The organism is Enterobacter sp. CM29, assembly GCF_013179605.1.
In the GTDB taxonomy this organism is placed as follows: domain Bacteria; phylum Pseudomonadota; class Gammaproteobacteria; order Enterobacterales; family Enterobacteriaceae; genus Enterobacter; species Enterobacter intestinihominis.
Genome location: NZ_JABMCU010000003.1, coordinates 53597 through 74652 on the forward strand (window position 1 = coordinate 53597; position 21056 = coordinate 74652).

The window sequence follows — 21056 nt, forward strand, 5'->3', positions numbered from 1 at the left end:
CTCGGGATACAGTGCGATACAGTTTGTCTGCCTGGAGCGAACACGCTTTAGCGCTCGGGCGAATCCACTACAAGACCTGATTGCTGCGACTGAATTTTGTCCTGATGGTGATACCAGGCGCCAATGGAGGAATAAACAAAGCGGCCAAAGAAAAACAGGAAACTGATGAGCAGTATGATGCGGGTCATCCGGGTGTTAAATCGATGTCGTTTTCGCATACGCGTAGCCTGACTCACTTTCTTTTCCTGAGTATACCCTTTTGGGCGATACGGCTATTAAGGCACAGCCGCAAGTCGGGGTCAATTCAGCGAAATGTAAAATACCGTCAATGCTTACATTAATTTATGTTATTAAAAACAACGCTTTTATTTATCGCATTGATAATTACAGGAAAAATATTCAAATAAAACGTAAGAAATGTTTATTCAGATAAATTAATTTGATTTAGGTCAACGGCATCTCGTCGTTGATATTTAAAATCCCACCTCCACTGTGCTTGCCAGGAATTTTCCGGGCATCGTGTACGTCAGGTTGGATGCCTGTCTTCATTTACCCTCTGGAGCGCAAGGGTTGTAAACGAGCATCTATGAATATTCACCACATCCTGAAGCAAAATAAAGACCGCTGGTGGGCACTTCCTCTTATATTACCCGTCGTGTTACTCCCGGTGCTTAGTGTGGCTAATACCTTAACGCAGCTGGGCGACGGTATCGTTGCGCTCTATTATCTCCCGCTCTCCTTTCTGCTGACGCTGATGTTGTTCTTTGGCCTGGAAGCCCTTCCCGGAGTGGTGGTGTCGTTGTTTTTACGTTATTACCCGTCCGTTGGGCTGTTTGAAACCGTGACCGGCATTCTGCATTTTATCGTTCCCCTGGTGCTCAGCTGGGGCGGTTACCGCGTGTTTGCGCCCCGACGCAATATGACCGCTTACGGTGACATACGCCTGATGGGGCAACGTATCTTCTGGCAGGTGTTTTGCCCGGCAACGCTTTTTCTGGTGCTATTTCAGTTTGCGGTTTATCTCGGGGTCTATGAGAGCCGCCAGAGCCTTGCAGGATTGAATCCCCTCAATATTCGGACCCTTATTAACTATCAGGGGCTGCTGGTGAGCGGGCTGACGGGTGTGCCGCTAAGCTACCTGCTGATCCGCCTGATACGTCATCCGCGCTATATCAAGGGACTGATGTCCCAGCTCCGCACGCAAATAGACAAAAAGGTTACGGCCGTTGAGTTTGTGGTGTGGTTTTTAGCTCTGGGTGGGTTGCTGGCCATGCTGCTGCTGCCCATGAATGAAAACAGTTCCATTTTCAGCACCAACTACACTTTGTCACTGCTGATGCCCGTGATGCTCTGGGGGGCGATGCGCTTTGGCTACAAGCTGATGTCAATCATCTGGACGCCGGTCCTGCTGGTGTCGATTCACTTTTTTTATCACTACATTCCGGTGCAGGGGGGTTATGGCATTCAGCTGGCGATCACCTCATCCAGCTATCTGGTCTTTTCCTTCGTTGTGACGTACATGTCGATGCTGGCGACACGCCAGCGGACCATCAATATTCGCTCCCGCAGTCAGGCTTTTCTCGATCCGGTGGTGCATATGCCCAACCTGCGGGCGCTGTCGCGAGAGCTGGCCAGTAACCCCTGGTCGGCGCTCTGTTTACTGCGCGTGCCCGAGCTGGAAGTGCTGGGGCGTAATTACGGCGTACTGCTACGGATCCAGTATAAGCAGCAGCTGGCGCAATGGATAAATGGCACCCTTCAGCCAAAAGAGCAAGTCTATCACCTCACCGGATATGACATGGCGGTGCGACTGGAGGCGGAGTCGCATCAACAGCGCATTGAGACGCTGGACGAGCATATTAAGCAGTTTGTTTTTATCTGGGATGGTATGCCGGTGCAGCCTCAGGTTGGCGTGAGCTACTGCTATGTACGCTCACCCGTCAATCACCTCTATCTGGTGCTGGGGGAACTGGGCATCGTGGCTGACCTCTCCCTCTCAACGAATCACCCGGAAAATCTTCAGCAGCGCGGGGCTGTTCACTTGCAGCGTAGCCTGAAAGATAAGGTGGCGATGATGAGCCGTTTGCAGACAGCGCTGGAGCAGAACGCTTTTAGCCTGTTAGTTCAGCCCGTTCGCGGCCTGCGCGGCGATCATTACCACGAAGTGCTGCTGCGAATGCGTGATGATAACGGGGCGCTGATCTTTCCCGAGCAGTTCCTGCCCATAGCACAGGAGTTTGGTTTATCGTCGCGTGTCGATTTATGGGTACTGGAGCGTACGTTGAGTTTCCTGGCACAGCACCGCCAGCGTTTGCCGGGCCAGCGCTTTGCCATCAACCTCGCACCTTCTACCGTCTACCGGGCGCAGTTCCCGCTTGAAGTGAGCCGCCTGTTAGCCAGATATGCCGTTGAAGCATGGCAGCTGATCTTTGAAGTGACCGAAAGTAGCGCCTTTGGTCATGCGGATCTGGCGGCATCCACCCTCAGGCAATTGCAAAAAATGGGAATACGGATCGCCATTGATGATTTTGGCACCGGCTACGCCAGCTATGCGCGGTTAAAAAGCGTGGACGCCGACATTCTCAAAATCGACGGCGGCTTTATTCGCAATATTGTCAGCAACAGCCTGGATTACCAGATCGTGGCATCCATTTGCCATCTGGCCCGGATGAAGAAAATGCTGGTGGTGGCAGAATGTGTGGAAACAGAAGAGATACGTAGCGCGGTGCACGCGCTAGGTATCGATTATGTGCAGGGCTACTTGATTGGATTGCCAGTTGAGCTTGATACGTTGCTCGAAACACAGCCTTCTCAGGAGAACGCCTTAGCCGTTACGCTGCCGCCTCAGAACTCTCTTCTTCAATCTTCAACAGCCAGCCGGTGACCGCTTCCCAGTACTGCTGCTCTTTTTCCAGATCCAGCAGCACCAGCGCGTTCTGGCTAAACCAGTCGTGCGGGAAGCTCAGCGTCCAGTGATAGTCATCCGTTTTAAGCTTCAGTGTCGGCGGCGTGGTGGTCGCCTGTCGCTGATTATTGAGCAGCACGCCCAGGCGCAGAAGCTGAATGAGTGGCAGGAACTGCTTTTTCTTAAATAGCGTAAAGCGCGGCAGATCGTCGAGCTTGATGGCTTTGCGGTGATAGCGCACCAGCGTCGCCATCATGGTTTGCTGCTCCTGGTTGAAGCCAGGCAGATCGCTATTTTGCAGAATATAGGCTGAATGGCGATGCATTCCGCTGTGGTTAATGTTCAGCCCCACCTCATGCAGCATCGCGGCCCATTTTAACAGCGCGGCCAGCTGCGGATGCGCCAGCTTTGGATTCTGCTCCTCCCACTGCTCGTACATCTGAACCGTGGTTTCCAGCACCCGTTTCGCCTGTTCGCGGTCGATATTGTACTGGTTGGCAAGGCTCTGCGCGGTGCGGCTGCGAATATCCTGATGACGGAAACGGCCTTCCATCTCATACAGCACACCTTCGCGCAGGGCGCCGTCAGAGAGGCGCAGCTCTTTGATCGCCAGCGCGTCAAACACGCCGCAGAGGATCGCCAGCCCCGGTACGAACACCGCTTTACGCTCGTCGGACAAGCCCGGCAGACTCAGGGCGTCGAAGCTCTTGTGCTTAAGCACCTCTTCGGTGAGTTTCACCAGGCGCTCAGGCGTAATAAACCCGTCCTTTTCACCCATCGCCAGCAGCACTTCATGGGCCGCTTTAATCGACCCCGATGCGCCCAGCGCCACGTTCCAGCCCTGAATACGATACTGCCAGGCCAGATTTTCCAGTTTTTGCACGGCGGCCATGCGCGCGCGCTGGAAGTTTTCGCGGGTGATGACGCCGCCCGGAAAATACATTTGCGCGAAGCTGACGCAGCCCATACGGCGGCTTTCAACCAGACGCGGCTCGAAATCTTCGCCAATCACCAGTTCGGTTGAGCCTCCGCCGATATCAATCACCAGCTTGCGGCCTTTTTCCGGCTGCGTATGCTCCACGCCCATAAAAATCAGGCGCGCTTCTTCGTTACCAGAGATGATCTCAATCGGGTAGGGGATAACCTTTTCCGCGCGCTTAAGAAATTCCGGCGCGTTCAGCGCCTGGCGTAGCGTATGCGTCCCGACGATGCAGACGCTGGACGGCGAAAAGCCTTGCAGACGTTCTGCGAACAGCGACAGGCAGTTAAGCCCGCGCTCCATTGCCTCTTCGCTCAGCATGTTACGCGCGTCGAGCCCATCGGCCAGATGCACGCGCTGCTTCAGACGACCGATGATCTGCATCGCGCCATCCACCTCGCGGGCGATGACCATATGGAAACTGTTTGAGCCAAGATCGACCGCAGCGAACTCCTGCGGGCGTGGGGTATTATCGTTTATTGGCATAGGTTAATCGGGTTGCTCAAGTGATTTGATGTAATCGTAAATCGCCAACTGTGACCGCACTTTACGGCGATTGCCGCGCGGTACATAGCGATTACTGAGTTCTTTGTCGATATAACGTGCTTTCACCGTATCGCTGAACAGGATCTCGATAATGTCCAGGATACGCTGCTTCAGGCGAGGATCCAGCAGCGGTGCCGCCACTTCAATACGGTAATCAATGTTACGCGTCATCCAGTCGGCGGACGAGAGGTATACGCGCTTATCACCGGCGTTATCGAAAATATAGACGCGATCGTGTTCAAGATAGCGATCCACAATGCTGATCACGCGGATGTTGTCGCTGATGCCTTCCAGTTCCGGAATGAGCGAGCACATGCCGCGAATGAGCAGATTTACCGGAACGCCGGAGCTGGAGGCCGCATACAGGCGATCCACCAGGCCTTTGTCCACCAGATTGTTGAGCTTCAGCGTGATGCCGGACGACAAGCCGTTCTGCGCATTGGCAATCTCTTTGTCGATCATATCGTACAGCAGGCGCCGTGAGTTCTGCGGCGACACCAGCAGATAATCGAAGCTCACCGGGCGGTACGGGTTCTCAATGAAGTTGAACACCCGACGCACTTCGTTGGTGATGCGGGCATCGGCAGTCAGCAGCGAATAGTCGGTGTAAATACGCGCGGTTTTCTCGTTAAAGTTCCCGGTACCGATATGGGCGTAGCGCACCACGTCGTCGCCCTCTTTACGGGAGATCAGGAACAACTTGGCGTGAATTTTCAGCCCCGGCGCGGAGAAGATGACGTGCACGCCCGCTTCCGTCAGTCGGCGTGCCCAGTGGATGTTGGCCTCTTCGTCGAAGCGAGCCTGGAGCTCAACCACCACGGTCACTTTCTTGCCGTTGTGCGCCGCGTGGATCATCGCATCGATGATGCGGGAATCTTTCGCCACGCGATAAATGTTGATTTTAATCGCCAGCACGTTCGGATCGAACGAGGCCTGACGCAGCAATTCCAGCACGTGTTCAAAGGTGTGATACGGATAGTAGAGCAGCACATCCCGCTCGCGGATGGCATCGAACCCGTTGCGGAATTTATCGAACCAGATATGGCGCAGGCGCGGCAGCGGTTTGTTTACCAGATTGGCTTTGCCGACGTTCGGGAAGCCAATGAAATCTTTAAAGTTGTGGTAACGCCCACCGGGGATTATGGAGTCGTAGCGGGAGATGGTCAGCTTATCGCGCAGCATCTCCACCATCGCGTCCGGCATATCGCGCTGATAGACAAAACGCACCGGCTCTGCCGTCAGGCGCTGCTTGAGGCTGGAAGACATCAGCTCCATCAGGCTGGCCTCCATCTCATGCACCAGATCGTACTCGGCGTCACGGGTCATCTTCATCGAGTAGGCGTTGAGCGCGTCGTAATCGAAGAAACCTTTGAAGATATCGTCCAGACAGTAGCGCAGAATGTTATCCAGCAGGATCATCGGCTTACGTCGGCGCGGGGTTTCCGGCGGCAGATTTACAAAGCGCGGGACTTTATCAGACGGTATTTCCAGCAGCGCGTAGTTAATGGTCTCACCACGAATGATTTCTACCGCCAGATAGGTGTAATCATCTTTCAGGAACTGCACCAGATCGGTTTCACGGTTGATCAGAATCGGGGTGATATGCTGGCGCAGATAGTGTTTGAAATAGTGGCGCAGCCAGTTTTGCTGATTCGCGGAGAGCTGGCGTTCGTTGATCAGGAAGATTTGGTTGCGTGCCATTTCCAGCAGCAGCTCGTTATAGAGGCCATCAAATTCCTGATCGGCTTTCATGACGCGAGACTGGATTTTTCCAAGCAGATGCCGCGAGTGGGAGTTCAAGCCCTGTTCTTCGCTGATGATGATTCGGCGTTTCAGTTCGGCGAAGCGAACCTTGTAGAACTCATCCAGATTGTTGGAATAGATGCCTAAAAAACGCATACGCTCAATCAGCGGGTTGCTTTTATCGGCCGCTTCCTGAAGTACACGTTCGTTGAATGCTAACCAGCTTAGCTCTTTCTCGATATATAACTTTTCCTGACCCATTACAGCTCACACTCCAGTTCAATCACAGGACGTGGTAAATCCGTCTCGTCCTTATTATGGCGAGCATTTCCACGATATGTCCAACAGTGCCAGAAAAGTATGACAGTTATTTTTTTTGTTGGGGATTTTAGGGGGTTGGAGAAGGGAATATCGGGTAATGCAATATGTAGGTCGGGTAAGCGCAGCGCCACCCGACAGAACAAACTACTCTTCAGCCGCATGACCCTGCGGGGGTAACTTCACGCCGTCCAGCCAGGCGGCACCGTCGCGCATCTCAAGACGGCCGTCAACAAACCAGCTTACCACCAGCGGATAAATGGCGTGTTCCTGAGCCTGTACACGTTCCGTCACGTCGTCTTCGTTGTCACCGTCAAAGACCGGTACTTTTGCCTGCAAAATGACCGGACCGCCGTCCAGCTCGTCGGTAACGAAATGCACGGAGGTCCCATGCTCCTCATCGCCGTTCTCCAGCACCTGACGATGGGTATGCAGGCCAGGATATTTCGGCAGAAGAGAAGGGTGAATATTCAGCAAACGTCCGTTGTAATGCGCGACGAAGGCCGGGCTCAGGATACGCATGTAGCCCGCCAACACCACCACGTCAGGCGCGTAGGCGTCAATCTCCTGCACCAGCTCACGGTCAAAGGCTTCACGCCCGGCGAACTGGCTGGCTTCCAGCGCGTGCGCAGGAATGTTCGCTTCCCGCGCGCGCTCAAGGCCGAACGCATCGGCCTTGTTGCTGAATACTGCCCGAATGGTGCCATTGATTTTCTTCTGTTTGCAGGCGTCTATGATTGCCTGCAAATTGCTTCCGTTGCCGGAAATGAGCACCACGATGTTTTTCATTCAATGACCACACGCTGTTCGGAATCGGAAGCTTTAATCGTACCGATTTTCCACGCGTTTTCACCTTTTTCTGTCAGCAGCTTAACCGCTTTATCCGCTTCGCTGGCGGGCAGGGCGATAACCATACCTACGCCGCAGTTAAAGGTGCGGTACATTTCATGCTCGCTCACGTTGCCTGCGGTTTGCAGCCAGTTGAAGACGGACGGCCACTGCCATGAGGAGGCGTCGATCACCGCCTGGGTATTGTCCGGCAGCACGCGCGGAATGTTTTCCCAGAAGCCGCCGCCGGTAAGGTGAGCGATGGCGTGCACGTCAACGTTCTCAATCAGCTCAAGCACGTTTTTCACGTAGATGCGGGTCGGGGCCAGCAGGTGATCGGCCAGCGGTTTGCCGTCCAGCTCGGTGGTCAGCGGGTCGCAACCGCTCACTTCGAGGATCTTACGCACCAGAGAGTAGCCGTTGGAGTGCGGACCGCTGGAGGCCAGCGCAACCAGCACATCGCCGTCAGCCACTTTGCTGCCGTCGATAATTTCTGATTTTTCTACCACGCCGACGCAGAAGCCTGCGACGTCATAATCTTCTCCGTGATACATGCCAGGCATTTCAGCGGTTTCACCGCCGACCAGCGCACAGCCGGATTGCAGACAGCCTTCGGCGATACCGTTAATGACGCTGGCTGCGGTATCCACATCCAGCTTGCCGGTCGCGTAGTAATCCAGGAAGAACAGCGGCTCAGCGCCCTGTACCACCAGGTCGTTGACGCACATCGCCACCAGATCAATACCAATCGTATCGTGACGCTTAAGATCCATCGCCAGGCGCAGTTTTGTACCGACACCATCCGTACCCGAGACCAGCACAGGTTCACGATATTTTTGCGGCAGCGCGCACAGTGCGCCGAATCCACCCAGGCCACCCATCACTTCCGGGCGGCGGGTTTTTTTCACCACACCTTTGATTCGGTCAACCAGCGCATTACCTGCGTCAATATCAACACCGGCATCTTTGTAGCTGAGAGAAGTTTTGTTGGTCACGGCTTAAATCCCCACGCGATTGCATAGCTAGTAAGAAAAATCGGCGCAATTCTAACAGTCCAGGCAAACGTTTGCGAGCCTATTCTCGGCGCGGGGATCTTTTTTTCTGTGCGGACTGTCCAGGGCAACAAACTTGATTCCGTTCACGAAAATGAAACCGGTTTCGGCGATCTGCTTGCAACGGCTATCCCCTTTGCACATCATCAAAATGAAACCGGTTTCTGTAACTGTTTTTGCAGAAAATAACGCAGAATGAGGGAAAGCGAATGTCAGGATTTAAAGCAGGTTTTCTGTGGGGTGGGGCCGTTGCGGCGCACCAGCTTGAAGGCGGCTGGAAAGAGGGCGGCAAGGGCGTGAGCGTTGCCGATGTCATGACGGCAGGCGCCCACGGGGTACCGCGTGAAATCACCAACGGCGTGCTGGAGGGGAAAAATTACCCAAACCACGAAGCCATCGACTTTTACCACCGCTATAAAGAAGACATCAAACTCTTTGCCGAGATGGGGTTCAAATGCTTCCGCACCTCCATTGCCTGGACGCGTATCTTCCCGAAAGGCGACGAGCTCGAGCCGAACGAAGCGGGACTCAAATTCTATGACGATCTTTTCGACGAGTGCCTGAAGCACGGCATCGAGCCGGTGATCACGCTTTCCCACTTCGAGATGCCTTTCCACCTGGTAACGGAATACGGCGGCTGGCGTAACCGTAAGCTGATCGACTTCTTTGTCCGCTTCGCGAAGGTCGTTTTTGAGCGCTATCAGCATAAAGTGAAGTACTGGATGACCTTTAACGAGATCAATAACCAGGCCAACTTTCACGAAGACTTTGCGCCGTTTACCAACTCCGGGCTGAAATATGCCCCGGGAGAAGATCGCGAGCCGGTGATGTTCCAGGCGGCGCACTATGAGCTGGTGGCCAGCGCCCTGGCGGTGAAAGCGGGGCGTGAGATCAACCCGTCACTGCATATCGGCTGCATGATTGCCATGTGCCCCATCTATCCGCTGACCTGTGCCCCGGACGACATGATGATGGCGATGAACGCCATGCATCGCCGCTACTGGTTCACCGACGTTCACGTGCGCGGCAAGTATCCGCAGCATCTGCTCAACTACTTTGAACGTCGCGGCTTCGCGCTGGATATCACCGAAGAAGATAAAGTGGCGCTGACGCAGGGCTGCGTGGATTACATCGGGTTCAGCTACTACATGTCGTTCGCCACCAAAGCGACGGCGGATAATCCGACGCTGGATTATGACGAGAGCAAGAGCCTGGTTTCTAACCCGTACGTGCAGAAATCGGACTGGGGCTGGCAGATCGATCCTGTCGGGCTGCGCTACTCTCTGAACTGGTTCTGGGATCACTATCAGCTGCCGCTGTTTATTGTGGAAAACGGCTTTGGCGCGATCGACGTGCTGGAGAGCGACGGCACGGTGAACGACCAGTACCGCATCGACTACCTTTCCGCCCACATCCGCGAGATGAAAAAAGCGGTGGTGGAAGACGGCGTGGATCTGATGGGCTATACCCCGTGGGGCTGTATCGACCTGGTCTCTGCCGGCACTGGCGAGATGAAGAAACGCTACGGTTTTATCTTTGTCGATAAAGATAACGAAGGTAACGGCACGCTGAACCGCAGCAAGAAGAAATCGTTCGACTGGTATAAGCAGGTGATTGCGAGCAACGGCGATAACCTGTAATTGTCGGGTGGCGCTAACGCTTACCCGACCTACACTACACGTAGGCCCGCGTAAGCGCAGCGCCACCGGGCAAGACCCCGCACCCAAACCGGAGCCCAGCCTCCGGCTTTTTTGTTTTTGATTGATGTACATCAAGCAACATGGGTATGGCGCAATCCGAAAAAAGCGGTATAATCCCGCGATTTTTTTGCGGATGCCACCTCAGAGGAGAAAGAGAATGAAGATTGTGGAAGTGAAACACCCACTCGTTAAACACAAGTTGGGCCTGATGCGTGAGCATGACATCAGCACGAAGCGTTTTCGCGAACTGGCTTCTGAAGTGGGTAGCCTGCTGACCTACGAAGCGACCTCTGATCTGGAAACGGAAAAAGTGACCATCGAAGGCTGGAACGGCCCGGTACAGGTTGAGCAGATCAAAGGTAAAAAAATTACCGTGGTGCCAATCCTGCGTGCGGGTCTGGGCATGATGGAAGGCGTGCTGGAGCACGTCCCAAGCGCGCGTATCAGCGTGGTAGGTATCTACCGTAACGAAGAGACGCTTGAGCCGGTCCCATACTTCCAGAAGCTGGTCTCTAACATTGATGAGCGTATGGCGCTGGTAGTTGACCCGATGCTGGCGACCGGTGGTTCGATGATCGCCACCATTGACCTGCTGAAACAAGCAGGCTGCAGCAGCATCAAAGTGCTGGTGCTGGTCGCGGCGCCGGAAGGTATCGCGGCGCTGGAAAAAGCGCACCCGGACGTTGAACTCTATACCGCGTCTGTCGACCAGGGACTGAACGAGCACGGGTACATCATCCCGGGGCTCGGCGATGCCGGCGATAAGATTTTTGGGACTAAATAATCGAATAACGATAAAGAAGCCGACTTTGATAGTCGGCTTTTTTTTGAATAAAAACCAACAATGACACTCAGAGGAAAACACTATGACGCGCCGTGCTATCGGGGTGAGTGAAAGACCGCCGCTTTTACAGACAATCCCGCTTAGTTTGCAGCACCTGTTCGCCATGTTTGGCGCAACCGTGCTGGTGCCAATCCTGTTTCACATTAACCCGGCTACCGTGCTGCTGTTTAACGGCATCGGTACGCTGCTTTACCTCTTCATCTGTAAAGGCAAAATCCCGGCCTATCTCGGGTCGAGCTTCGCGTTTATCTCCCCGGTACTGCTGTTGCTGCCGCTGGGTTACGAGGTCGCGCTGGGCGGCTTTATCATGTGCGGCGTGCTGTTCTGCCTGGTCTCCTTCATCGTGAAGAAAGCGGGTACCAGCTGGCTGGACGTGATGTTCCCGCCTGCGGCAATGGGGGCAATCGTTGCCGTCATCGGCCTGGAACTGGCGGGTGTCGCGGCGAACATGGCTGGGCTGCTGCCTGCGGACGGTCAGTCACCGGATTCTAAAACCATTATTATTTCGCTGGTGACGCTGGGCGTGACGGTTTTCGGTTCCGTCCTGTTCCGCGGCTTTATGGCGATTATCCCGATCCTGATCGGCGTGCTGGCGGGTTACGCGCTCTCCTTCGTGATGGGCGTTGTGGATACCACACCGATTGCCGAGGCACACTGGTTCGCGCTGCCGACCTTCTACACCCCACGCTTCGAATGGTTTGCTATCTTCACCATTCTGCCTGCTGCACTGGTGGTGATTGCTGAGCACGTTGGCCACCTGGTGGTGACGGCGAACATCGTGAAGCGTGACCTGATCCGCGACCCGGGCCTGCATCGCTCCATGTTTGCCAACGGTTTCTCCACCATCATCTCCGGTTTCTTCGGCTCCACGCCTAACACCACTTACGGGGAGAACATCGGCGTAATGGCGATCACCCGCGTCTACAGCACCTGGGTTATCGGCGGCGCGGCGATCATCGCTATTCTGCTCTCCTGCGTCGGCAAACTGGCGGCGGCGATCCAGATTATCCCGGTTCCGGTGATGGGCGGCGTTTCCCTGCTGCTGTATGGGGTGATCGGTGCGTCCGGTATTCGCGTGCTGATTGAATCCAAAGTGGATTACAGCAAGGCGCAGAACCTGATCCTGACCTCCGTTATCCTGATCATCGGCGTGAGCGGCGCGAAGGTGCACATCGGCGCGGCAGAGCTGAAGGGTATGGCGCTGGCGACCATCGTCGGCGTGGGCCTGAGCCTGATTTTCAAGCTGATCTCGGTCATTCGTCCGGAAGAAGAAATCCTGGACGCTGACGATAGCGAAAAAGCACCACATTGATCCTTTAACCGGGCGGACGATCCGCCCGGTTCTCTCCTTGCTGGTTCCGTGTTAAACTCCATTCCGATTTTATGTAAGATCTCTGGTTGAGGTATTTCTGAACGGACCGGCACAGCTCTCTCTGCCACTTTATCTCCCTGACGACGAAACTTTCGCGAGTTTCTGGCCGGGTGATAACCCCTCTTTACTGGCTGCACTGCAAAACGTGCTGCGCCAGGAACACAGCGGATACATCTATATCTGGTCACGCGAAGGCGCGGGACGCAGCCACCTGCTGCATGCCGCCTGTGCGGAACTTTCGGCGCGCGGTGACGCGGTAGGCTATGTGCCGCTGGATAAACGCACCTGGTTTGTGCCTGAAGTGCTGGAGGGCATGGAACATCTCTCCCTGGTCTGCATCGATAATATTGAATGCGTGGCGGGAGACGAGCCGTGGGAAATGGCGATCTTTAACCTCTACAACCGCATTCTGGAGTCGGGCAAAACCCGGCTGCTGATCACCGGCGATCGTCCGCCGCGTCAGCTCAATCTGGGGCTGCCGGATCTGGCGTCTCGTCTGGACTGGGGGCAAATCTACAAGCTGCAACCGCTGTCGGATGAAGACAAACTCCAGGCACTTCAGTTGCGCGCCAGACTGCGCGGATTTGAACTGCCGGAAGACGTAGGGCGCTTCCTGCTCAAGCGTCTGGATCGGGAGATGCGCACGCTCTTTGATACGCTCGATCAGCTCGATCGCGCCTCCATCACCGCCCAGCGCAAGCTGACCATTCCGTTTGTGAAAGATATTCTTAAGCTGTAGTTATGCCGGGTGGCGGCTGCGCCTTACCCGGCCTACATATGGCACCCGTAGGCCCGGTAAGCGCAGCGCCATCGGGCTAAAGATCCCCCATCAGGTGCTCAACCAGCAGCGGAATCGGTCTTCCCGACGCCACGCTTCTGCCGTTCTCACGCCACAGCGCCGTCCCGCTGATATCCAGATGTGCCCAGGGGATCGCCGGCGGACAGAAGTGATGCAGCAGCCACGCCGCCGAGGCGCTTATCGCCGCATTGTTAGTCGGCGTATTGCACAGATCGGCAATCGCGCTGTCGGTCTGCTTTTTCAGCCGTGCGTCCAGCGGCAGAGACCACACCTCGTCACCGCTCCGTTTACCTGCCTGCGTCAACGCGGCGCGCAGCGGTTCATCCTGGGTCATCAGCCCGCTCAGCTCATACCCCAGCGCTTTCACCACTGCGCCCGTTAAAGTCGCCATATCAATGATGTAGCGGGCCTGCGGGTACCGCTGGCTGGCCCAGGCAATGGCGTCAGCCAGCACCAGCCGGCCCTCGGCATCGGTATTATTGATTTCAACGGTGGTTCCGTTACAGGCTGTTGCCACCGTGCCGGGCTGCATGGCGTCGGGGCCGATGGCGTTTTCCGCCAGCGCCAGCACGCCCATGATGCGCACGGGTAATTTCAGCTCCGCAACGGTCAGCATCAGCCCCAGTACGTTGGCCGCGCCGCACATGTCATATTTCATGGTGTACATGCCCGCGCCTTCCTTCAGCCACAGGCCGCCGGTGTCAAAGGTAATGCCTTTTCCCACGTAGCAGCGCATCGGGCCGTCGTTGGCACCATCATAATGAATAGCCAGCAGACGCGGCGGGCAGGTCGCCCCTTTGCCAACGGCGTGCAGCAGTCCAAGACCCTGCTCAGCAATATCTTTTTCGTGCAGCACCTCGCAGCGCAGGGCAGGGCTGGCGGCACACAGTTTTTGCGCCTCTTCCACCACAAACTGCGGCGTGCAGCGGTCGGACGGCATATCCGCCAGACGTCGCGCCGCGATCATGCCGAGCGCAATGGCCTGCTGCTGGCGGAAGGTCGTCTCCAGCTTCGCCTGCTGTTCCGGCAGGCAGAGGGCAGTGATGCAGGTAAGACGCACCGCTTCGTTCGTCTTCTTCAGCTTCAGGTCACTGAGCCTGTGCGCCTGATTAAAGAGAAAACGCAGCACCTGCGCCAGCACCACATCGTCGATATCCGTCACGTCCAGCACGAGTTCGGCGCTGGCGGGGGCGGTAAGCAGCGGTCGCAGGGCGGTGAGCAACCCTTCGGTCAGGGCGTCATGCCAGATCGTGTCCGGCAACAGAGTAATGCGCGCAAACGGCGCGCAGCCAAAGCGAGCGTCCGCGACGGTGCTCTGCTGGCGCATTTCAGCGACAAGAGCGCTTTCCGGTAACAGGGAACTGTCAGCGCGCGCAATCAAATGGCTGTTCGGCTTCGCGTCTGAAAGCGCGTTGATAAACTGGTAAGTGATCATCATGATTCCTCAATCGGCGCGCGGATCCGTGCGGCATAGGCCTGCATCCACTCCTCATCTACCGCGTGATAGTGCGTTTTCTCCCGCAGGCGTTCAGTACGAAAAACGGTGAGGGGCTGGCGAGCCGTCGCCACCACGAACGAGAAGGTTTTTATGTTAGTCGCGGCGCCAAATTCGCCCTGGTTGTTCATGCACACCACGGAGAGATCGCCCGCGCGACCGAAGCGCGACATCAGCTTGTCTTCCAGTTCGAATACGACTGAATCCGCCGCCTGCTGCGGCGTCATCCCTTGCGCCATCCGGCGAACGATTTCGTAGCTGGTACAGCCCTTCATCAGGTCTTCACCGACGCCTGTGGCGGTGGCCGCGCCGGTTTCGCTGTCGCAGTAAAAGCCGGAGCCGATGATGGGTGAGTCACCGAGGCGACCGCGTTTTTTCATAAACAGGCCACTGGTGGAGGTGGCGACGCTCATCGAACCCTGTTTATCAAGGCCAATGATGCCGACGGTGTCATGTCCGTCGTAGGGGCTTAACCCCTTATCCAGCGTTTCGCGGCAGCGCTTGCGGTAGTGCTGCATGGCGCGATCCGTGAGCATAGTTTTGTCGGCAAAGCCCTGGCTCAGCGCCCATTCGCGCGCGCCCTGGCCGACCAGCAGGCTGTTATAGCGTTGACGGCTGAGCGCGTGCGCCACGCGCACCGGGTTGGCGATATCCACCAGATTCCCCACGGCGCCGAACGCCAGCGTGTCGCCGTCCATATAGGCCGCGTCCAGCTCCACCTCGCCGTTTTCGGTCGGCAGGCCACCGTAGCCGACGGATTTATACAGCGGAAAGTCTTCCACGGCAGCGACGGCATCGACCACCGCCGAAGCGACCGGTTTTCCCGCCGCCAGGGCAGACGCGGATTCCGTTACCCATTCAAGTGCCATTCGCCAGGTTGCGATAATTCCCCACATGCTTTACTCCTGTTTTGCAAGGGTGGTGTCGGGTTGCGTAGCAATAGTCAGCTCCGCGGCGCGGTACTGTTTATCCACGATACGCATGAAAGGCAGGTACAGCATGGCGCCAATCAGCAGGTTGATCAGCTGCATCACGCTGCCGCTCAGGTGCCCGGTGACGATAAAGCCGCTGATAACCGGCGGCAGGGTCCAGGGAATAAACACCCCGGTGGTGACGGCGACCGCGCCAATTTTCATCGCCGCATACTGCACGGTGACCAGCACCAGCGGCACCAGATTAAACGGGATGAGCATGATCGGGTTCATGATCACCGGCAGGCCAAACAGGATCGGTTCGTTGATGTTAAACACTGAGGCTCCTGCGCCGAGGCGCGCCACCTCTCGCATGTTTTTGCTGCGGGCGAAAATCAGCATCGCTATCACCAGCGACAGCGTGGCCCCCGCGCCGCCCATCCAGATCATGTCAAAAAACTGTTCGGTGATGATGTGCGGCGGCGTCGTTCCCGCCTGGATCGCGGCGATGTTGTCGGTCTGGTTTTCCATCCACAGCGGGCGAATAATGCCGTTGATCATCGAACCGGAGTTAATGCCCACTGACCACAGAATGGTGATACTGAATACGGTCATCAGCGCACCGAAATAAGAGGTGCCGTAGTGGCGCACCGGGGTGGCAACCACTTCATAAATAAACTGGTGGATGGTGTGGTAGTGGGTGTTTTCAAATATGATGCGGATAATAAGCACCAGAATCATCACCAGCAGGGCCGGGATCAGCGCCGCGAACGACTCCTGCACCGCCGGAGGTACCCCGTCCGGCATTTTGATGACCAGCTTTTTGCGCTTCAGCCAGCAGAACAGTTCCGTCCACAGCAGGGAACCGATCATCGCCACAAACAACCCTTTGCTGCCAATCCACTCCACCGGCATCACGGTAATGCCGCCGTTTTCCGCCACTTTGATAAAGGGCGTCAGGATCAGGAAGGCGACCAGCGCCAGGATGCCGCAGGAGATGCGGTCCTCGCCATAATGCTCAGCCAGGCGGTAGGCCACCAGGAAGCTGATAAACAGCGACATGGTTGAGAATACCGCGTTGAATGGAATCTCTATAATCGCACTCCAGCTCTCACCAAAGGCCTGAGACATAAACTGCTGATAGGCCTGATTCGGGAAGGAGGAGATCACCAGCAGGATGGAGCCGACGATGATAAACGGCATGAATGAAACGTAGGCCCCACGAATGGCCCCAAGATGACGCTGCTGGGCCGTTTTCGCCGCCAGCGGCATCAGTTTTGCTTCAAGAAATCCCAGAACATTGTTCATTGTGAACTCCGTACAAGATTGAGAGGTGTTGTTTATGTTATGTCTGTGGATTATCAGTGAAGCGCGGCGAGCGAAAGGTGAAATCGGTCACAAAGCATTCGCTGTTCTACTATAAATCTCATGAGATTAGTTGCGGAGAGGGACGCGATGGAAATCAAACTGCATGCTAACGCCACCACCACACCGCGTATCCGTCGCTATCTTCAGCAGTCAGATAAAAGCGACAGAGAGCTAGCTGTTGAACTGGGGATCTCGGTCACCACCGTCAGGCGCTGGCGCAACCGCGACCAGGTTTCGGATAACCACACAACGCCAAAAGTGATACACAAAGCATTGAGACAAGAGCAGGCGGCACTGATAAATGCCCTGCGGGATATCACTGGGGCACCGCTGGATGAACTGCTGCTGCTGGTGAATGACGGACTCGGGATCGCCGTTTCCCGCGCGACCCTGAACCGCTACCTCAAACCGGCTTCGGTAAGACAAAAGGGGGCGTCGTTGCAGGGCAAAAAGGCGCTGAAGGCCGGTATCATGCCGCAGAAGCTACTTCTGCATCATCAGCCGCTATCGCTGCATATGGACGACGGTGGGGAGCAACACCTGCTCTGGGCGCGTGAACCCGTCAGCGGCTGGTGCTACGCCCGGCTTTATGCCGGTGTCTCGCCGCAGTTGCTGACCCGCTGGACGAACGAGGTGCTGGCTGCCTGTCCGGCTGATATTCAATCTATTGAGACTTTTGGGCTGGCAGTGAACTTGCCGGAGCATAACGTCACCGTAAAAGTGCATTCACAGTATTATCTTGCCCTTCAGGTCACCGTGCCGTTACGTGAGATCATTCCGCGCGTGAATAGTGAACCGGCGGGAGAACTGTTGATCCAGTTGTGTGAATTTTTCAACCGGGGAAAAGCGCAGAAAAAGCTGGGGGAGAGTACGCCGCAGGCGTTTCTGGAAGCGCTGCGGCGTAACGATTAGACGATCCCGAGTACGTCTTCCGGTGGACGGCCGATACGCGCCTTGCCGTTCGCCACGACAATCGGGCGCTCAATCAGCTTTGGATTGTCGACCATCGCCTGAATCAGCCGATCTTCAGTGAGACTGGTATCGTTCAGATTGAGCGATTTATACAGATCTTCTTTCTGACGCATCAGCTCGCGTGCGCTGCCCATGTTCAGCATCTTCAGCAGCTGGCGGATCGTCTGCGCGTCCGGGGGCGTCTCCAGATACAACACCACCTCCGGCTCGATGTCGTTAGACTTCAGCAGATTCAGAGTCTCGCGGCTCTTGGAGCAGCGAGGGTTATGGTAAATTTTTACCGCGTCTGTCATGACTTCTCCTTTATTACATCTTCTCGTACGGCTTAAAACGTTGTTGCAGGCCACGCAGCTGGTCGATTCGCGCATCGTAGCGGGCCTGTTGCAGGCTGCCGAGCTTCACCTGTGAGCTGGCGCTGCTTAGCAGGGATATGGCCTGATCGAGGCGGCCCGCTAGCGCCAGACCTTCCGCACGCGCGGCCAGCTCCTGATCGCGATTACCCAGTTGCCCCTGGGCCTGGGCGAGCAGCTCCCAGCCGTTCTGGTCATCTTTATTGTTAAAGGTATAGCGGTTCAGAATGGTCACCGCCTCGCCGGGCTGGCCGCCCTGTAAGTAGGCGTTCGCCAGGTTTAGCTGCAATACCGGATTGTTGCGAATGTCTTTCGCCCCTTTCAGACGGTTGATCGCATCGGTCGCTTTTTTCTGTCCTAAATCGATATCGGTTGCGAGGTCGAGATACCACGGATTGTCAGGCGCCGACGCCAGCAGCGGCTGTAGCGCTTTACGCGCTTCATCGTACTTGCTTGCTTCCATCGCCTGGAGTGCCTGACCATACTGCGCGGCGTTCTTCTCGCGCACGTTGCCTTTCGCCAGCGCGTCCAGCAGATCGCTGGTGAGCTGATTACGTCCGGAGTTGTACATGCCAAGCGTTCTCACTTTGGCCATGTAGAAATCCTGCGAGGACTGCACGACGACCGGACGCATCTGGTTAGCACGGTTACGCGCATCCGAGAGACGGCTTTCCGGCAACGGGTGGGTCAACAGAATTTCAGGCGGGCGCGACGAGTAGCGTGCCTGGTCGAGCAGTTTTTCCAGGAAGCTCGGCATGGCCTGCGGGTCAAAGCCGGAACGCTGTAAAACCTGAATGCCGATGCGGTCTGCTTCCTGCTCGTTCTGCTGGGTAAAGCTGATCATCCCCTGACGCGTCCCCGCCAGCGTCCCGGTAAGCGCCGCCATCCCGGCCTGCGGGCTGGCCATCGCCAGCAGAATAGAGCCCAGCGCGCCCACCCAGGTCAGGGGGGCGTTACGCTTCTGATCTTCCATCGCACGCGCCAGATGGCGCTGGGTGACGTGCGAAATTTCGTGCGCCATGACGGACGCCAGCTGGCTTTCGTTATCGGAATAACGGAACAACGCCGAATGCAGCACCACGTTCCCGCCAAAGAAGGCGAAGGCGTTGATTTCGTCGTTATTGATTAAATAGAAGTGGAAGGGCGTTTTTACCGAGTCTGCGTGCGCCACCAGTCGCATCCCCAGACCGTTGATGTACTGCACCAGCAAAGGGTCGTTAATCAGCGGAGCACTGCCGCGCAGCTGGCGTACGTAATAATCACCCATCTGCATCTCCTGCCCGATGGAGAGCGTGCTTCCTGCCGTGGTGCCCATGTCCGGCAATGAATCGGACGAGTCAGCGAAAGCGGGCAACACCTGACCCACCGTCACGGCGGCAATCAGTGTCGCAACCAGTGTTTTTCTCAACTGCCTGAACATAACCACTGTCCTGTATGTTGGATGTGCTAATTTGACCGATGAACCCGCATAACGTTCATCTCCGCTGCTCTGCGAGTGTAGCCGTGTTAAGAGATGAAGAAAATCCCATTCATCAGGGTTTTGCGAAACCTGACAGTGAAACAAAAAGGAAAGTCTTTTTTGTGACAGTTAGATACAATTCACCGTCTCACTCCCGCCATTCGATTCAGGGAAGGGTTGTATGCTCGAAATGTTAATGCAGTGGTATCGGCGTCGGTTTAGCGATCCGGAAGCCATTGCTTTGCTGGTCATTCTGGTTGCCGGATTCGGTATCCTGTTCTTCTTTAGTGGCCTGTTGGCACCGCTTCTGGTGGCAATTGTGCTGGCGTATCTGCTGGAGTGGCCCACCGCGCGTCTGGAACATATCGGCTGTTCCCGACGCTGGGCGACCAGCATTGTCCTGGTGCTGTTTGTCGGCATTCTGCTGCTGATGTCCTTCGTGGTGATGCCCATCGCCTGGCAACAGGGGATCTACCTGATCCGCGACATGCCCGGCATGCTGAATAAACTGTCTGATTTTGCCGCCACGCTGCCGCGCCGCTATCCTGCGCTGATGGACGCCGGGATCATCGATGCGATGGCCGAAAACATGCGCGCCCGCATCATGACCATGGGTGACTCGGTGGTGAAATACTCTCTGGCCTCGCTGGTGGGGTTGCTGACGCTGGCGGTTTACCTTGTTCTCGTGCCGTTAATGGTGTTTTTCCTGGTCAAAGATAAAGAGCAGATGCTGAATGCGGTGCGCCGCGTGCTGCCGCGCAATCGCGGTCTCGCAGGACAGGTCTGGCAGGAGATGAACCAGCAGATCACCAACTACATTCGCGGTAAAGTGCTGGAGATGATTGTGGTGGGCGTGGCGACCTGGATTGGCTTCGTGATTTTCGGGCTGAACTACTCGCTGCTGCTGGCGGTGTTGGTCGGATTCTCGGTTCTGATCCCGTATATCGGCGCGTTTGTGGTGACCATTCCGGTAGTCGGTGTGGCGCTGTTCCAGTTTGGTCTGGGTACGGAGTTCTGGAGCTGTTTCGCCGTATACCTGATTATTCAGGGACTGGACGGGAACCTGCTGGTACCGGTGCTGTTCTCAGAAGCAGTTAACCTGCATCCGCTGGTGATTATCCTGTCAGTGGTGATTTTCGGCGGGCTGTGGGGATTCTGGGGCGTGTTCTTCGCCATTCCGCTGGCGACGCTGATTAAAGCCGTGGTCCACGCGTGGCCGGATGTGCCGGCGGTGGAAGAGAAGTAGATTTAGTGCGGGCTGATGCCCTCACCCCAACCCTCTCCCACGGGGCTGAGGGATCCCCAGTAATTTTTTTATGCAGAAGCAATAAAGTTGCTTTCTAAATGACTGAGGGCTGTCAGCGATGCTCTGGTCCGGCTGTAAATCGCTGAGGCGTTTCCTGCAGGCCGGGGCG

Annotated in this window: 17 protein-coding genes; 7 read left to right on the forward strand and 10 right to left on the reverse strand. The window is 56.1% G+C overall.

Features of this window, described 5'->3' with window-relative positions; genetic code table 11:
* Nucleotides 1–47: 47 nt before the first annotated feature.
* Nucleotides 48–218, reverse strand: coding sequence for a YfgG family protein (locus HP459_RS00945; protein WP_017383512.1), 171 nt, complete (start codon nt 216–218; stop codon nt 48–50).
* A 368-nt stretch (nt 219–586) separates the two neighbouring features.
* On the opposite strand from HP459_RS00945, the gene HP459_RS00950 reads away from it, so the two are divergent.
* The gene (locus tag HP459_RS00950) at nt 587–2884 is read left to right on the forward strand and encodes an EAL domain-containing protein (protein WP_058646175.1); all 2298 of its coding nucleotides are present in this window, start codon (nt 587–589) and stop codon (nt 2882–2884) included.
* On the opposite strand, the gene ppx is transcribed toward HP459_RS00950, so the two are convergent.
* The 4 genes from ppx to purM all read right to left on the reverse strand — a co-directional run bounded on the left by ppx (nt 2832) and on the right by purM (nt 8314).
* A complete protein-coding gene (ppx, locus tag HP459_RS00955) occupies nt 2832–4370 on the reverse strand; it encodes an exopolyphosphatase (RefSeq protein WP_003860570.1) in 1539 nt (512 codons plus the stop codon). The two genes, HP459_RS00950 and ppx, sit on opposite strands and share 53 nt — an antisense overlap.
* A gap of 3 nt (nt 4371–4373) precedes the next feature.
* A complete protein-coding gene (ppk1, locus tag HP459_RS00960; protein WP_006811494.1) occupies nt 4374–6434 on the reverse strand; it encodes a polyphosphate kinase 1 in 2061 nt (686 codons plus the stop codon).
* A 204-nt stretch (nt 6435–6638) separates the two neighbouring features.
* Entirely contained in the window at nt 6639–7280 is a 642-nt protein-coding gene (gene purN, locus HP459_RS00965) for a phosphoribosylglycinamide formyltransferase (RefSeq protein WP_023300681.1), read from the reverse strand.
* Nucleotides 7277–8314, reverse strand: a complete 1038-nt coding sequence (purM, locus tag HP459_RS00970; protein WP_023300680.1) for a phosphoribosylformylglycinamidine cyclo-ligase — start codon at nt 8312–8314, stop codon at nt 7277–7279. Before purM ends, purN begins: the two co-directional genes overlap by 4 nt.
* Before the next feature lie 266 nt (nt 8315–8580).
* Between purM and HP459_RS00975 the strand changes: the two genes are divergently transcribed.
* The 4 genes from HP459_RS00975 to HP459_RS00990 all read left to right on the forward strand — a co-directional run bounded on the left by HP459_RS00975 (nt 8581) and on the right by HP459_RS00990 (nt 13026).
* Nucleotides 8581–10011, forward strand: a complete 1431-nt coding sequence (locus HP459_RS00975) for a 6-phospho-beta-glucosidase (protein WP_058676995.1) — start codon at nt 8581–8583, stop codon at nt 10009–10011.
* A 217-nt stretch (nt 10012–10228) separates the two neighbouring features.
* Nucleotides 10229–10855: a uracil phosphoribosyltransferase gene (gene upp / locus HP459_RS00980; RefSeq protein WP_022648979.1), complete on the forward strand. Its 627-nt coding sequence runs from the start codon at nt 10229–10231 to the stop codon at nt 10853–10855.
* Nucleotides 10856–10937: 82 nt separating this feature from the next.
* A complete protein-coding gene (gene uraA / locus HP459_RS00985) occupies nt 10938–12227 on the forward strand; it encodes a uracil permease (protein WP_171935827.1) in 1290 nt (429 codons plus the stop codon).
* 97 nt (nt 12228–12324) lie between these two features.
* Complete coding sequence (locus HP459_RS00990; protein ID WP_211482948.1) at nt 12325–13026, forward strand: DnaA inactivator Hda; 702 nt, start codon at nt 12325–12327, stop codon at nt 13024–13026.
* A 76-nt stretch (nt 13027–13102) separates the two neighbouring features.
* On the opposite strand, the gene HP459_RS00995 is transcribed toward HP459_RS00990, so the two are convergent.
* Genes HP459_RS00995 through celB form a run of 3 tightly spaced genes read right to left on the reverse strand, consistent with a single transcriptional unit; the run spans nt 13103 to nt 16800 of the window.
* A complete protein-coding gene (locus tag HP459_RS00995; protein WP_171935829.1) occupies nt 13103–14521 on the reverse strand; it encodes a M17 family metallopeptidase in 1419 nt (472 codons plus the stop codon).
* Entirely contained in the window at nt 14521–15477 is a 957-nt protein-coding gene (locus HP459_RS01000; protein WP_171935828.1) for a N(4)-(beta-N-acetylglucosaminyl)-L-asparaginase, read from the reverse strand. Before HP459_RS01000 ends, HP459_RS00995 begins: the two co-directional genes overlap by 1 nt.
* Nucleotides 15478–15480: 3 nt before the next feature.
* The gene (gene celB, locus HP459_RS01005) at nt 15481–16800 is read right to left on the reverse strand and encodes a PTS cellobiose transporter subunit IIC (protein WP_126291896.1); all 1320 of its coding nucleotides are present in this window, start codon (nt 16798–16800) and stop codon (nt 15481–15483) included.
* Between the two features lie 147 nt (nt 16801–16947).
* On the opposite strand from celB, the gene HP459_RS01010 reads away from it, so the two are divergent.
* Entirely contained in the window at nt 16948–17772 is an 825-nt protein-coding gene (locus tag HP459_RS01010; protein WP_023306682.1) for a hypothetical protein, read from the forward strand.
* Here the strand turns inward: HP459_RS01010 and arsC are convergent.
* Together arsC and bepA are read right to left on the reverse strand one after the other, a co-directional pair.
* The gene (gene arsC / locus HP459_RS01015) at nt 17769–18125 is read right to left on the reverse strand and encodes an arsenate reductase (glutaredoxin) (protein WP_023300673.1); all 357 of its coding nucleotides are present in this window, start codon (nt 18123–18125) and stop codon (nt 17769–17771) included. The two genes, HP459_RS01010 and arsC, sit on opposite strands and share 4 nt — an antisense overlap.
* A 13-nt stretch (nt 18126–18138) precedes the next feature.
* The gene (bepA, locus tag HP459_RS01020) at nt 18139–19602 is read right to left on the reverse strand and encodes a beta-barrel assembly-enhancing protease (RefSeq protein ID WP_003860547.1); all 1464 of its coding nucleotides are present in this window, start codon (nt 19600–19602) and stop codon (nt 18139–18141) included.
* Between the two features lie 220 nt (nt 19603–19822).
* Between bepA and HP459_RS01025 the strand changes: the two genes are divergently transcribed.
* Nucleotides 19823–20887: an AI-2E family transporter gene (locus HP459_RS01025; RefSeq protein ID WP_003860546.1), complete on the forward strand. Its 1065-nt coding sequence runs from the start codon at nt 19823–19825 to the stop codon at nt 20885–20887.
* Nucleotides 20888–21056 lie beyond the last annotated feature (169 nt).

What these genes read in the sequence shown, in the direction of transcription:
- HP459_RS01025 (WP_003860546.1), top strand. Translation starts at nt 19,823, where the DNA reads ATGCTCGAAATGTTAATGCAGTGGTATCGGCGTCGGTTTAGCGATCCG.
- arsC (WP_023300673.1), bottom strand. Translation starts at nt 18,125, where the DNA reads ATGACAGACGCGGTAAAAATTTACCATAACCCTCGCTGCTCCAAGAGC.
- HP459_RS00945 (WP_017383512.1), bottom strand. Translation starts at nt 218, where the DNA reads ATGCGAAAACGACATCGATTTAACACCCGGATGACCCGCATCATACTG.
- ppx (WP_003860570.1), bottom strand. Translation starts at nt 4,370, where the DNA reads ATGCCAATAAACGATAATACCCCACGCCCGCAGGAGTTCGCTGCGGTC.
- upp (WP_022648979.1), top strand. Translation starts at nt 10,229, where the DNA reads ATGAAGATTGTGGAAGTGAAACACCCACTCGTTAAACACAAGTTGGGC.
- bepA (WP_003860547.1), bottom strand. Translation starts at nt 19,602, where the DNA reads ATGTTCAGGCAGTTGAGAAAAACACTGGTTGCGACACTGATTGCCGCC.
- HP459_RS00995 (WP_171935829.1), bottom strand. Translation starts at nt 14,521, where the DNA reads ATGATCACTTACCAGTTTATCAACGCGCTTTCAGACGCGAAGCCGAAC.
- celB (WP_126291896.1), bottom strand. Translation starts at nt 16,800, where the DNA reads ATGAACAATGTTCTGGGATTTCTTGAAGCAAAACTGATGCCGCTGGCG.
- uraA (WP_171935827.1), top strand. Translation starts at nt 10,938, where the DNA reads ATGACGCGCCGTGCTATCGGGGTGAGTGAAAGACCGCCGCTTTTACAG.
- HP459_RS01010 (WP_023306682.1), top strand. Translation starts at nt 16,948, where the DNA reads ATGGAAATCAAACTGCATGCTAACGCCACCACCACACCGCGTATCCGT.
- HP459_RS00950 (WP_058646175.1), top strand. Translation starts at nt 587, where the DNA reads ATGAATATTCACCACATCCTGAAGCAAAATAAAGACCGCTGGTGGGCA.
- HP459_RS01000 (WP_171935828.1), bottom strand. Translation starts at nt 15,477, where the DNA reads ATGTGGGGAATTATCGCAACCTGGCGAATGGCACTTGAATGGGTAACG.
- ppk1 (WP_006811494.1), bottom strand. Translation starts at nt 6,434, where the DNA reads ATGGGTCAGGAAAAGTTATATATCGAGAAAGAGCTAAGCTGGTTAGCA.
- HP459_RS00975 (WP_058676995.1), top strand. Translation starts at nt 8,581, where the DNA reads ATGTCAGGATTTAAAGCAGGTTTTCTGTGGGGTGGGGCCGTTGCGGCG.
- purN (WP_023300681.1), bottom strand. Translation starts at nt 7,280, where the DNA reads ATGAAAAACATCGTGGTGCTCATTTCCGGCAACGGAAGCAATTTGCAG.